We start from the raw sequence: 12905 nt of genomic DNA, 5'->3' as shown, positions 1-12905 counted from the left end.
CGAGCGACGGCGCACTCGGGGGCGGCATGGACACCTTCCGGCATCAGGGCCTGACCTTCGACGTCCGCGACGGCGGGCCGGCCGAGGGGGAGGTGGTCCTGCTGCTGCACGGCTTCCCGCAGGACGCCACGTCCTGGAGGCACGTCGAGCCGCTGCTGCACGCCGCGGGGCTGCGCACCCTCGCGCCGGACCAGCGCGGCTACTCCCCGGGGGCCGCGCCGCGGGCGACGGCGGCCTACCGCCTCCCGGCGCTCGTGGGGGACGCCGTCGCGCTGGCGGACGCGGCGGGGGCACGGCGCGTCCACGTCGTCGGCCATGACTGGGGCGGCGCCGTCGCCTGGGCGCTGGCCACCGCCCACCCCGAGCGCGTCGCGTCCCTGACCGTCCTGTCCACGCCGCACCCGGCCGCCCTGGCCCGCGCCCTGCGCGGCCCGGACCAGCTGCGCCGCAGCTGGTACATCGCCGCCTTCCAGGCACCGGCCCTCCCCGAACGGATCCTCGCGCGACGGCTGGGCTCCCTGCTGCAGCGGGGGCAGGTCCCCGGGGCGGAGCACTACGCCCGCCGGTTCTCCACCCCGCAGAGCCTGCGCGGCCCGGTGAACTGGTATCGGGCGAACCCGGATCTGGTGACCACCACGCGCAGCGCGCCCGTGACGGTCCCCACCACGTACGTGTGGGGCACCCGGGACGCGGCCCTGGGGCCGCGGGCCGCCGAGCTCACGGCCGGGCAGGTGGCGGGGGAGTACCGGTTCGTGAAGCTCGACGCGGACCACTGGCTGCCCGAGCGTGAGGCGGATGCCGTCGCTCGGGCGATCCTGGACCGGGTGCGCTGACCCGCGCTCCGCGCGGGCCGCTCCCGCCGTCTCAGCGCGGCCCGGCGGCCTCGGTGATCCGGTTCAGCAGGTCCATGAGGACCTGGCGCTCGGTGGTGTCGAGGGGGATCCGGGTGAGGGCGTCCACCGGGACCGTCCGGGCGGACGCCCGCAGCGCTCGCCCCTCGTCCGTCAGCCGGACCAGCACGCGTCGCTCGTCGTGGACGTCGCGCTCCCGCGTGACGAGCCCCATGCCGGCCAGGCGCCGCACCAGGGGTGTGATCGTCCCGTTGTCCATGCCGAGCCGGTCCCGCAGCGCGCCGACCCCCAGCGCGCCGGCGGCGTCCGACGTCGACGCCTCCGTCTCAGCCGAGGCATCACTCTCCGCCTGCCACAGGGTGAGCATCACGAGGTACTGCGGGTAGGTGAGGCCGAGGCGGGACAGCAGGGGGCCGTAGCCGCGCGTGACGGCGCGCGCCGCCCGGTGCAGGGCGAAGCAGAGCTGGTCCTCGAGGGCGAGGCTGGGGGTCGGCGCGGCATCCATGGAAGCGATTCTAGTGGTCGCTGGGGCGCGACTTGGTTGCGCGCGACCTAGCCGGGTGGCAGGCTGGATCCGACTCGTCCCGCACGGGGCGGGCGGATGAAAGGACCTCCCATGGAGACCATCTACACCGCCGAGGCGCTCAGCACCGGCGCCGGCCGCGACGGCCATGTCCGCACCACCGACGGGCGGGTTGACCTCGACCTCGCCGTGCCCACCGAGATGGGCGGCTCCGGCCAGGGCACCAACCCCGAGCAGCTGTTCGCCGCCGGCTACGCCGCGTGCTTCCACTCGGCCCTGCAGATGGTCGCCCGCGCCTCCCGTGCCGACATCACCGACTCCTCCGTCGGCGCGCGCGTGGGCATCGGCCGCCAGGGTGAGGGCTTCGGCCTGGAGGTCACCCTCGAGGTCGTGCTGCCCCATGTCCCCGCGGACCAGGCCCGCGCCCTCATGGAGCAGGCGCATCAGGTGTGCCCCTATTCGAACGCCACCCGGGGCAACATCGACGTCGTCCTCGAGCTCGGGGAGGCGTGATGACGAAGCGCCGACAGCCCGTCCCCCTCTCCCAGACCGCCGCCCGCCTCGGCCTCGGCGGGTTCATGACCGCCGCGGGGCTGTCCCACCTCACCGTGGCACGCCGTGAGTTCCGTGCCCAGGTGCCCTCGTGGGTCCCGCTCCCGGCGGACCTCGTGGTGCTCGGATCCGGCGTGGCCGAGATCGGCCTCGGGGCCGCTCTGCTGGCGCTCCCCGGGCAGCGCCGCCTGACCGGCACCGCCCTGGCGGCCTTCTACACCGCGATCTACCCCGGGAACATCGGGCAGTACGCCGAGCGCAAGGACGGCTTCGGGCTGGACACGGACGGTCGCCGCCTGGCGCGGCTGTTCGGCCAGCCCGCCCTCATCGCGGCCGCCCTGTGGGCCGCGGGAATCCCCGAGCGGGAGCAGGGCGGGCGCGGCTGACGCCGTCGCCGGCCCCGCGGGCCTGGGCCGGCTCCGGGCACGTGCCCGGAGCCGGCGTGATCTCACCCTGCCGCGAGGCGCGGCCCACTGTAGGGTGCCCCGTCGCAGGTGTCCCGCAGGTGTCCGGTCCGGCGGGCCGTCAGCCTTGACGCATCGTCCCGGTCTCGAGGAAGCGCTGGTGCCAGGACAGGGCCTCGCCCAACAGGTGCGGGGTGTGCAGGCCGTCCGACCCGCGCATCGCGCGGTCGAAGTAGTCCCGCAGCTGCTCCCTGTAGTCCGGGTGCGCGCACGTGTCGATGATCGTGCGGGCGCGCTGCTTGGGGGAGAGGCCGCGCAGGTCGGCCAGCCCCTGCTCGGTGACCACCACGTGCACGTCGTGCTCGGTGTGGTCCACGTGCGAGACCATCGGCACGATGCAGGAGATGTCCCCGCCCTTGGCCGTGGACGGGGTGAGGAAGAACGAGGTGAACGCGTTGCGGGCGAAGTCGCCGGAGCCGCCGAGACCGTTCATCATCTTCGTGCCCATCAGGTGCGTGGAGTTCACGTTGCCGTACAGGTCGGCCTCGAGCATGCCGTTCATGGCGAGGATGCCGAGCCGGCGCACGAGCTCGGGGTGGTTGGAGATCTCCTGGGTGCGCAGGATCAGCTTGTCCCGATACTTCGCGGCGTTGTCGTTGAACCGTTCGGCGGCCTCGGTGGACAGGGAGAACGCGGTCGCGGACGCGGTCGCCAGGGTGCCGGAGTCCAGGGCGTCGAGCATGCCGTCCTGCACCACCTCGGTGAACGCGGACAGGCCCGTGAACCGGGACTTCACGAGCTCGGACATCACCGCGTTCGCGATGTTGCCCACGCCCGACTGCAGCGGCAGCAGCCGCTCGTCGTACCGGCCCTGGGCCACCTCGTGCTCGAAGAACTCCACGAGGTGCTGGGCGATCGCGATCGAGTCCGCGTCGGCGGGCTTGAACGGGGAGTTGCGGTCCGGGGCGTGGGTCTCGACGACGGCCACCACCTTGGCCGGATCGCACCGCAGGTACGTCTCACCGATGCGGTCTGCGGGGTGGGTGAGCATGATCGGCGAGCGGTGCGGGGGCAGCGCGGTGCCGTAGTAGACGTCATGCAGACCCTCGAGGTCCTCGCTCTGCCACGAGTTGACCTCGAGGATCACCTGATCCGCCAGGTCGATCCAGGACTTGTTGTTGCCCACGGAGGAGCTGGGGACGAGACGGCCGTCCTCGCGGATCCCGGACACCTCGATCACCGCCGTGGTCATGGGCCCGTAGAAGCCGTTCCACACGGCCTGCGCCAGGTGGGACAGGTGCGTGTCGATGTACTCGATCGCGCCAGCGTTGATCTTGGCGCGCATCGTCGGGTCCGACTGGAACGGGGTGCGCAGCGCGACGGCGTCCGCCTCGGCCAGCGCGCCGTCCATCTCCGCGGAGGTGGACGCCCCCGTGTGGAGGTTGATGCGGAACTCCTCGCCGCGCGCGTGCAGCGCCTTCGCCCGCTCGGCCAGCGCCATCGGCACAGCCTTCGGGTAGCCGGACCCCGTGAACCCGCTCATGCCCACGGTGGTGCCGTGCTGGATGAACGCCGCCGCCTCCGCGGCGGACATCACCTTCGACCGGAGGCCGGGGTGGTGGATGCGGGACGACATGGGTGAGGCCTCCGTGCGGGTGAGACGAGTCGAGCGAGAGCGCTGTGACGTGGAACAGCGATCAGCGTACCCGCGTCACGGGTGGCCGTGGGGATGATCACGCCGGAGGTCACGGGGCCCGCCCTGCGTGATCGACGACGGCGAACAGGGCTCGGCACACCGGGTCGGCACCGCCTCGTATCCTGGCCTCGTGCACCCGTCTGTGAGCGAGCCCCTCACCCGACTGCCGGACGGCACCGTCAAGCAGCGCAACCCCTTCACCGGCACCGAGGTCTGGACCGTGCCCGGCCGCGGCCACCGCCCGCTCGGCCTCGTCCGGCCCGCCCCGCAGCCGCTCGACCCCGCCCAGCAGGGTCGGCACTGTGCCTTCTGCGAGCACCGCCTGCTGGAGACGCCGCCGGAGAAGTCACGCATCGTCTCCACGAGGGCCGACGACGGCGCCCCGGCTTGGCAGATCCTGCGGCATCCGGCCGCGGAGCGGCTCGGGGAGACGACCCCGGCCTTCCGCCGGGTCCCCAACCTCTTCGAGATCCTCAGCTACGACTACTGGCGTCTCAACCACGGCTACGAACTCCCCCCGGACGCGCGCCGCCGCCGTGACGAGTACCTGGCCACCGAGGCCGGCCGCGCCCACGTGCGCGCCGTCGTCGCCGCGAAGCTGCGCGCCTCCGGCCGCTCCGCCGAGGAGGCGGCGGCGATGTCCGAGGCGGAGCTGATCGCGGCGTCGGCCGCATTCTTCGGCGGCACGCACGACGTGGTGATCGCCCGGCGGCACTTCGTCGACGACGCCGTGGACGACCACCAGCTGGCCTCCTCGGGCACCCTCACCCCGGACGAGCACCACGCCTTCCTGGCCCTCACCGCCGACGCGATGCGGGACCTCTACGCGACCACGCCCGCCGTGCGGTACGTCTCCGTGTTCCAGAACTGGCTCAAGCCCGCCGGTGCCTCCTTCGACCACCTGCACAAGCAGCTCGTGGCCATCGACGAGGTCGGCGCGCAGAACGCCGCCGTCCTGGACCGGCTGCGCGAGGACCCGCAGGTGTTCAACCACGCCGCGCTGGACGTGGCTGTGGCGCACGACCTCGTGATCGCCGAGAACGAGCACGCCGTGATGTTCGCCGGCTTCGGCCACCGGTACCCGACGGTCGAGGTCTACTCCACGAGCCCGGTGGGGCAGCCGTGGCGGCAGTCCGCGGCCGAGCTGCGCGCCGTCTCCGACCTGCTGCATGCCGCCCACGCGGCCACCGGCCCGGACGTCCCCTCCAACGAGGAGTGGCACACCCGCCCGCCCGGCGTCGCGGACCCGATGCCGTGGCGTGTGATGCTCAAGTGGCGCGTCTCCACGCTCGCCGGCTTCGAGGGCGCCACCAAGATCAACGTCAACACCCTCAGCCCGTGGGACGTGCGGGACCGGGTGCTGGCGAGGCTGCGGGAGCTGCGGGCGGCGGGCGCGCTCGCGGACGGGATGCGGATCGGGGCCGACGCGCGGGTCCGGCCGGGCATGCTCCGGTACGCGGACTGAGCGGCGGGGCCCGTCCCTCCGCGCGGTCGGTAGCGTGGGCGTCATGGCCCTCCACCTGCAGCGCTACCGCGAGATCGCCCACGTCATGGCCCGCAACGGCCTCATGGCCACGGCCGTGCAGGCCGGGCTCTCCCGGTGGCTGCCCCTCGAGGAGGGGGAGCCGCACCTGGGCATCGACGCCGAGGCCCGCCCCGAGCTGTTCGTGCGCACGTTCGAGGAGCTGGGCGTCACCTTCGTGAAGCTCGGGCAGCTGATCTCGGCGCGCCCGGACGTGTTCCCCGAGGCCTACTGCGCGGCGTTCGCCCGCCTCACGGACAGCACGTCGGCGGTGCCCTTCGAGGCCGTCGCCCGGACGGTCGAGGAGGACCTCGGCGCCGACGTCGACACCCTGTTCGCCTGGTTCGACCGGGCGCCCCTGGCCACCGCCTCCATCGGTCAGGCCCACCGCGCGCGCCTGCATGACGGGCGCGCCGTCGTCGTGAAGGTCCGCAAGCCCGGTGTGGTGGAGCAGGTCCAGGCGGACCTGGAGATCCTGCGGACGCTGGCGGCCACGTGGTCGCGGGCCTCACGGACCTTCGCCGACCTGGACGTGCCGGCCATGGTGGACGAGTTCGACCGCTCGCTGCGCGCCGAGCTCGACTACGTGGTGGAGGCGCGGGCCTGCGAGGAGATCGCCGCCGGCTTCCGGGACACCCCGGGCGTGCGGTTCCCGTGGATCGAGTGGGACCTGACCACCTCGCGCGTGCTGACCATGCAGGAGCTCTCCGGGCTGCGCGTGGACGACCTGGCCGGACTCGACGCCGCCGGCATCGACCGGGAGGAGCTGGCGTACCGGGCCGCCGACGTGCTGCTGGCCATGGTGTTCGAGCACGGCGTGTTCCATGCGGACCCGCACCCGGGCAACCTGTTCATCGAGCCGGACGGGACCGTCGGGTTCATCGACTTCGGCTCCGTGGGGCGGATCTCCCCGTCCCTCCGGCGCCGGTTCGCGGGCCTGGCCATGGCGCTGGCCCGGCAGGACACCGACGGGCTGGTGCGGGCCCTGCTGGACATCGCCCCGCCGCGCGGCCCGGTGGACCGCCGTCGGCTCCGGCTGGAGGTGGCCCGGATCGTCGGCCGCCTCGAGGGGCGCGAGCTCGAGGACATCCGCGTGGCGCAGCTGATCTCGGAGATCTTCGCCCTGGTGCGGCGCCACCGGCTGTCCCTGCCGCCCGAGCTCGTGCAGCTGCTGCGGATGCTGATCATCGTGGACGGCATCGGCCGCCGCCTGCACCCCGGCTTCGACTACACCCGCGTGCTCGACCCGTTCGCCCTGCGCCTCGTGGGGGAGCACCTCGACCCCCGGCGGGTGGCGGGCCGGATCGGCCGGGCCACGATCGCGGCGGCCGAGCTCGGCATCGACCTGCCGGAGTACGCCCGCAAGGTGATGGAACGCATCGACGACGGCGGGATCGACGTCACCGTCCGCGCGAGCGAGCTCGAGCCGCTCGTGACGCGCCTCGAGCGGACGGGCGACCGGGTGGTGGCCGCCATGGTGGTGGCCGCGATGATCACCGGCGGCACGAACGTGCTCGTGGCGTACAAGGACCGGCTCGGCCGCTTCGCCGGGCCGGTGGTGGCCGCCGGCGGCGCCGCCCTGACCGGCGGCAGCGCCTATCTGGCCTGGATCAGCCGCCCGCGGCGTCGCCCCCGCTGAGGGCCACGGGCGGGGTCAGTCGTCGGGATCATGCCCGCACCAGGCCGACCGCGGCGCAGGCCGTCTCGAAGTCGTCGAGGCCGAACGCCTGGATCGGGCTGACGACGCCGGCCTCGCGGGCCCGGCCTGCGGCGAGCTGACGGGCGCCCCAGGCCATGAGGTCCCCGGTCAACGTGTAGGCGTTGGGGCCGCGCAGGTGCACGTCCGCCACGACGCGGCCGGCCGCGTCCCGCGCGATCGCCCCGACTCGGGAGCCCGTGCGGGCCCGGTCTGCGGCGTCGGGGCCACCCGGGTCCCCGGCCAAGGGCCGCAGCAGGGCCTGCACGCCGCGGGCGACGCCGGGGAGCCACCCCACCGCGCCGAGGGCGGCGGCGCCGATCTGCGTGGGCCGGGCCGGGAACCAGCCGTTGAAGACCTCGACCTCATCCAGGCCGGGCTGCATCCGCGGCAGGAACAGGGACTCCGTGCCGCCGAACAGCACGCCGCGGCGATCCTGCCCGTCGACCCGGAAGACGGCCGACCGGCTGGCCGGGCCCGTCGTCGCCAGCCGCCCGCCGCGCCACGTGATCGTCCGCTCGGTGAGGGCGTCCACCATCGTCTGGCGCGTCCCGTGGCTGAGGTCGACGCGCGGGTCCAGCTCGCCGTCGGCGAAGTAGCCGATCTGCAGGGACCGTGCGCGTCCACCGGCCTGCGCCAGCGCGAGCCCGCCCGCGAGCATGCCCGGCGCGTAGTCGAAGCCGAGGGCGGGCAGCAGGGTGGCGCCCGTGCGTCGGGCGGTGGCGTCCAGGTCCGCCTTGAGGTCCTTCACGAAGCCGATCTCACCGGTCGAGTCCACGTAGTGCGCGCCCCTCTCCGCGGCGGCGCGGGCGACGGGCCGGCCGTAGCGTTCGAAGGGGCCGACCGTGGAGACCAGCACATCGCCCTCCGTGACCAGGGCCCTCAGCGAGGCGGGGTCCCCGGCGTCGGCGACGGCGACCTCCAGCCCGTCGTGCCGCCTCGCCGCGTGCTGGAGCGAGTCCCGGTTCCGGCCCGCCAGCACGGGCCGTGCGCCCTGGGCCACGAGGGCGTCCACGACGAGGGATCCGGCGTAGCCCGTCGCGCCGAGCACGATGATGCGGGGGGCGTCGGGGCGGTCGAGGTGCAGGGGAGAATCCGTCATGGTCCCACGCTAGGCCGCGCACGCGGAGACCTCACGGGCTCGGCGACGCCGATCCGCGTGGACCCCCTCTCGCGCTCCCGGACCGGCGGACCCGGACATGGCGAGCCTGGCCCGGCACCCGCCTGCAGGGGCAGACTCGGGGGATGACCCGTACCCCGCCCGCCGTCGCCCCGCCCGCCGCCGAGTCCGGCGCCGAGACCGGCGGCGAGAGCCTGCTGACCGTCCTGATCGCCCTCGGCGTGAACGCGGTGATCGCCGTCGTCAAGTCGATCGTGGGCGCGGTCACCGGCTCAGCCGCGATGGTGGCGGAGGCCGCGCACTCCTGGGCCGATGCCGGCAATGAGGTCTTCCTGCTGCTGGCGGAGCGTCGGGCCGGCCGAGCCCCCGACGCGCGGCACCCGCTGGGCTACGGGCGGGCGGCCTACGTGTGGTCGATGGTCGCGGCCTTCGGCCTGTTCGCGGTGGGCTCGGCGGTCTCGGTCTGGCACGGGATCACGGCCTGGTCCGCCCCCGAGGAGGAGGCGGAGTACACGATCGCGTACATCGTGCTGGCCGTCGCGTTCGTGCTCGAGGGCATCTCGTTCCTGAACGCGCACCGGCGCCTCCGCCGCGACGCGGAGCGGCGGCACATCAGCGATGCCACGTTCCTGCGCCAGACCTCGGACCCCACCCTGCGCGCCGTGTGGGTGGAGGACGCCTCGGCCCTGATCGGCCTGGTCATCGCGGCGGCCGCCCTCGCCCTGCACCAGCTCACCGGGGACCCCCGGTGGGACGCCGCCGGCTCGATCCTCGTGGGCGTGCTGCTCGGGGTCGTCGCGATCTTCCTGCTCTCGCGGAACATGGCGTTCCTCGTCGGCGAGGTCGCCGACCCGGTGATCCGGACCCGGGTGCTGCGCTGGCTGCTGGAGCGGCCCGAGGTGCTCTCCGTGAGCTACCTGCACCTCGAGTACGTCGGCCCGGAGAAGCTCTTCGTCGTCGGGGCCGTGGACCTGGCCGGGGACGAGCGGGAGAGCGAGGCCGCGGTCCTGCTCCAGCGCGTGGAGGACGCCCTCCTCGAACACCCGCGCGTGGCCGCCGTCGTGCTCTCCCTGTCCAACCCCGCCCACGCGCCCCTGGCCCCGGAATCGCAGAACACCCGCGTCTGAGCCGCCGCCTGCGGGCGGGCGGCCTCAGTCGAGGCCGGGGCGGCGGCGCGTGCGCTTCACCTCGGAGCGACGGCGTTTGGCCTCCAGGCGGCGCCGCCGGGAGCCGCGCGTCGGCGTCGTGGCCCGCCGCGGCGTCGGCGGGGCCAGGGCCTCGCGCAGCAGCGCCGCGAGGCGCTCGCGGGCGGCCACCCGGTTGCGCCGCTGGGCCCGGTGCTCCGCCACGCTGACGGTGAGCACCGTCCCGGCCAGCCGGGGCGCCAGCCGCGCGAGGACGCGGGCGCGCTGGACGTGGTCGAGGGCGGAGGTGGCCGCCAGGTCCAGGCTGAGCTGGACCCGCGAGTCCGCCGTGTTCACGCCCTGACCGCCCGGGCCGGAGGCGTGGGAGAAGCGCTCGACGAGTTCGCCCGCGGGGATGACCAGCCCGCGGGGTGCGCCGGGGCCGGGGGTGACGCGCACGTCGCCGGGGCGGGGCTCAGCCACGGGGGGCCGCCGTCCGTGGTCCGCGCAGGTCCGCGAGTGCGACGAGGAGCGCGAGCGCCATGCACCCCGCCACCAGGGTGAAGGCGGCCATGAACGCCCCGTCCCAGTCGGCACCGGAGGCGACGCCCAGGAACACCCCCACGATCACGGCGGTGCCGACGGCCGTGCCGACGCGCTGGCCGGTCTGCAGGACGCCGCCGGCCGTGCCGGAGTGCCGCGGTGGGACCTCGGCCAGGCTGAGGGTCTGGTTGGGGGAGACCACCATCCCCTGCCCGGCGCCCAGGATGCCCAGGGTGAGCAGCAGCCACCACGGGCTCAGGCCGAACTCCCGGTTGGCCCACGCCACCCCGATGGAGCCCACGACGGCGAGCAGCGCCAGCGCGATGCCGAGGACGACGATCTTCCGGCCCGTGCGCAGCACCACGCGACCGGCCACGGTGGACATCACGCTCGACATGACCGCCGAGGGAAGGCCGATCAGGGCGGCGTGCAGCGCCGGGTAGCCCAGCCCGTTCTGCATGAACATGGCGATCACGACGAACATGCTGGTCGAGCCGGTGAAGTAGATGGCGATCAGCAGGGCGCCGCACGCGAAGCTGCGGGTCTGGAACAGGCGCAGGTCCACCATCGGGGCGCGGCCCCGTCGGGCGTACCGGGCCTCCCACCGCGTCCAGAGGGCGGCCAGGCCGATGCCGACGGGCAGGAGCGTGAACCGCCACGGCCCGAGCCCCCGGTCCAGGAACGGGAGCATGACGGCCACGAGGGCGCCGGCCAGCAGGACGACGCCGACCGGGTCCAGGTCCGGACGCCGCGCCCGCTCGGGGACGGTGCGCGGCAGCCACTGGCGGGCCACGATCAGGGCGCCGAGGGCGATGGGCACGTTCACCAGAAAGGTCGCGCGCCAGCCGAGGTCGCCGCCGAGCCACGCGATGAGCCCGCCGCTGAGCAGCGGCCCCACCGCCACGGACACCCCGACGACGGCGCCGAGCGCCCCGAACGCCCGGGCGCGGAAGGCGCCGGAGAACTCGCCCTGGATGAAGCCGGTGACCTGCGGGTTGAGCAGGCCCGCGCCCACGCCCATGACCAAGCGCGCGAGCACGAGCAGGACGCCCGTGGGCGCCAGGCCGGACAGGAGCGCACCGAGCGCGAACACGCCGAGGCCCACCAGGAACAGCCGGCGGCGGCCGAAGAGGTCACCCGCCCGGCCCGCCGGCACGAGCACCATGCCGAACACGAGGGTGTAGCCGGAGATGGCCCACTGCAGCTCCGCGTCACTGGCGTCCAGGCCCCGCTGCAGGGCGGGCAGGGCCACGTTGATGCTGGACACGGCCAGCAGGGACATGAAGATCGGGATGAGGAGCACCGCGAGGATGCGCTGCTGGTGCGGGGTGAAGACCGAGGACGCGGCGTCGTCGGACGGACGCGGGGCGACGGGCATGCGGTCTCCTTCTCGGGGGTGTCTCGGGCGCTCTCCAGGATCGGCCCTCGTCCCGCATCGTGCCAGGTCCCAGGGTCCTCGGCCCGGTGCGGCGCACGGAGGCCATGACCGCGGTCGACGCCCTGCCGCCCCGTCCCGCCGGCGTCGGGTGCGGGACAGAGGCACCTCGGGTCCCCGGTGGTGGAGAAGGCGAACTGAGGGGGCCCGGAACTGCTCCGTCAGGCCGTAGTCTTCACGCATGAGCGAGACGCACGACGAGATGCAGGTGTTCGCGGCAGACCAGGGCCTGCTGGTCTGGGGCTCGTCCCGGGCCCTCGATCTGCTGGACCAGGCCGAGGACGTGTGGGCCAAGGTGGTCACGCCGTCGCTCGTGGCCAAGCTGAGCACGCTGGTGCAGGGGATCTCCCAGGCGCAGCTGGAGGGGGCACGCTATCTCCGGCTGGACGACAAGTCCTACGAGACGGTCAAAGCCCTGGGCGTGAAGAACCTGAGTTCGGGGGTGCTGCGGCGCAAGGACGTCGCCGGCGGTTCCGGAGGCCAGATCGTGAAGCACCTCTCGTTCACGGCGACCCCGCCGGCCAACCCCGCCGCCGTTGCCGCACTGGCGGCGGCCACCACCCAGCTGCAGATCATGGCCGCGCTCGACGACATCCAGGACTATCTGGCCCTCATCGACGAGAAGCTCGATCGCCTCCTGAAGCAGCGCAAGCTCGAGGTCGCGGGTCAGCTGGGCGGCATCGTCTTCGCGATCGAGGAGGCCGAAGCCGTCCACGGATCGACCGGACGGGTCTCCGCGGTCACCTGGTCCAAGGTTCAGCAGAACTCGCTGCTGCTGCAGCAGGTGCAGGCGGAAGCCGTCTCGCAGCTGGCCGCTGTCGCGGACCGCGTCATCGCGTCCAAGGCAGACGTGGACAAGCTGGCCAAGGTCGTCGGCGCGGCCGAGGAGGACGTCCAGTTCTGGCTCGGCATGCTCGCCCGCTCGATGGCCGTCCAGGACCGACAGCAGCTGCTCGAGCTGGCGCGTGTGGAGGAGGACGAACCCGAGCTGCTGGCCGAGCACCGCGAGGGCCTCGTGGCCGCGCGGGTGCACCGCACCGCGCGGATCGCTGAGGCACTCCGGCGGATCAACGAGTCCCTCGTCGAGGCAGGAACCCTGAAGAACCTCGGTTACGTCGCCAACCCGATCAGCTCGCGCCGCGTCACCCGGGGGTCGAATGCCGTGACCGATCAGGTGGTCGAGTTCGTGACGCACACGGACATCGAGCTCGACGCCCTCGGGCGCGTCGCCGGGAAGCGGTGGTTGGAGGCCGCGCAGGGGTTCGCGGGTGAGGTGAAGACGGCTGTCGAGACCAACGCCGTGGACGCCAAGCAGGGCGCCAGCCGATTGGGTCGGACCCTGCAGGCCAAGCGCGAGGAGCGCATGCTCGCCAAGGCCGAGGAGATCCGAGCCCGGCGGGCGGAGATTGAGCCAGCCGACGACGGCGCCTGACCCCCCA

General features: G+C 73.9%; 12 protein-coding genes. 7 read left to right on the top strand and 5 right to left on the bottom strand.

The genetic code is table 11. The features are described from left to right. Positions 1-26 precede the first annotated feature (26 nt). On the top strand, positions 27-833 hold the full coding sequence (locus tag ABIB16_RS06930) for an alpha/beta fold hydrolase (RefSeq protein ID WP_036338733.1): 807 nt from the start codon (positions 27-29) through the stop codon (positions 831-833). Positions 834-864: 31 nt separating this feature from the next. Here ABIB16_RS06930 and ABIB16_RS06925 read toward each other — a convergent pair whose 3' ends face one another. Beyond that, positions 865-1356, bottom strand: coding sequence for a MarR family winged helix-turn-helix transcriptional regulator (locus ABIB16_RS06925; RefSeq protein ID WP_049145888.1), 492 nt, complete (start codon positions 1354-1356; stop codon positions 865-867). A 111-nt stretch (positions 1357-1467) separates the two neighbouring features. On the opposite strand from ABIB16_RS06925, the gene ABIB16_RS06920 reads away from it, so the two are divergent. Together ABIB16_RS06920 and ABIB16_RS06915 are read left to right on the top strand one after the other, a co-directional pair. After that, positions 1468-1887 carry an organic hydroperoxide resistance protein gene (locus ABIB16_RS06920; RefSeq protein WP_017487949.1) on the top strand — a complete coding sequence of 140 codons (420 nt, stop codon included), beginning with the start codon at positions 1468-1470 and terminating at the stop codon, positions 1885-1887. Beyond that, complete coding sequence (locus ABIB16_RS06915) at positions 1887-2312, top strand: DoxX family protein (protein ID WP_049145893.1); 426 nt, start codon at positions 1887-1889, stop codon at positions 2310-2312. The genes ABIB16_RS06920 and ABIB16_RS06915 overlap by 1 nt, the downstream gene beginning before the upstream one ends. Positions 2313-2451: 139 nt before the next feature. On the opposite strand, the gene scpC is transcribed toward ABIB16_RS06915, so the two are convergent. After that, positions 2452-3966, bottom strand: a complete 1515-nt coding sequence (gene scpC / locus ABIB16_RS06910; RefSeq protein ID WP_134416734.1) for a succinyl-CoA:acetate CoA-transferase ScpC — start codon at positions 3964-3966, stop codon at positions 2452-2454. 190 nt (positions 3967-4156) lie between these two features. On the opposite strand from scpC, the gene ABIB16_RS06905 reads away from it, so the two are divergent. Together ABIB16_RS06905 and ABIB16_RS06900 are read left to right on the top strand one after the other, a co-directional pair. Continuing rightward, a complete protein-coding gene (locus ABIB16_RS06905) occupies positions 4157-5491 on the top strand; it encodes a DUF4921 family protein (RefSeq protein WP_256835781.1) in 1335 nt (444 codons plus the stop codon). A gap of 43 nt (positions 5492-5534) precedes the next feature. After that, positions 5535-7187: an ABC1 kinase family protein gene (locus ABIB16_RS06900; RefSeq protein ID WP_036338696.1), complete on the top strand. Its 1653-nt coding sequence runs from the start codon at positions 5535-5537 to the stop codon at positions 7185-7187. Positions 7188-7215: 28 nt separating this feature from the next. On the opposite strand, the gene ABIB16_RS06895 is transcribed toward ABIB16_RS06900, so the two are convergent. Then, positions 7216-8346 (bottom strand): saccharopine dehydrogenase family protein, encoded by a 1131-nt coding sequence (locus ABIB16_RS06895; RefSeq protein WP_141843612.1) that lies wholly within the window; start codon positions 8344-8346, stop codon positions 7216-7218. Positions 8347-8489: 143 nt separating this feature from the next. Here ABIB16_RS06895 and ABIB16_RS06890 point away from each other — a divergent pair, with 143 nt between their 5' ends. After that, positions 8490-9491 (top strand): cation diffusion facilitator family transporter, encoded by a 1002-nt coding sequence (locus ABIB16_RS06890; protein ID WP_354436150.1) that lies wholly within the window; start codon positions 8490-8492, stop codon positions 9489-9491. Positions 9492-9515: 24 nt separating this feature from the next. On the opposite strand, the gene arfB is transcribed toward ABIB16_RS06890, so the two are convergent. Together arfB and ABIB16_RS06880 are read right to left on the bottom strand one after the other, a co-directional pair. Continuing rightward, on the bottom strand, positions 9516-9971 hold the full coding sequence (gene arfB / locus ABIB16_RS06885; protein WP_354436149.1) for an alternative ribosome rescue aminoacyl-tRNA hydrolase ArfB: 456 nt from the start codon (positions 9969-9971) through the stop codon (positions 9516-9518). Next, positions 9964-11409, bottom strand: coding sequence for an MFS transporter (locus tag ABIB16_RS06880; RefSeq protein WP_354436148.1), 1446 nt, complete (start codon positions 11407-11409; stop codon positions 9964-9966). The genes arfB and ABIB16_RS06880 overlap by 8 nt, the downstream gene beginning before the upstream one ends. 238 nt (positions 11410-11647) lie before the next feature. Here ABIB16_RS06880 and ABIB16_RS06875 point away from each other — a divergent pair, with 238 nt between their 5' ends. After that, positions 11648-12898, top strand: a complete 1251-nt coding sequence (locus ABIB16_RS06875; protein WP_020626295.1) for a hypothetical protein — start codon at positions 11648-11650, stop codon at positions 12896-12898. The last annotated feature ends 7 nt before the right edge of the window (positions 12899-12905 follow it).

The sequence above is a fragment of the Micrococcus sp. UYEF5 genome (genome assembly GCF_040546065.1).
Taxonomy (GTDB): domain Bacteria; phylum Actinomycetota; class Actinomycetes; order Actinomycetales; family Micrococcaceae; genus Micrococcus; species Micrococcus luteus.
This window is presented reverse-complemented; position numbering and strand designations above follow the sequence as displayed.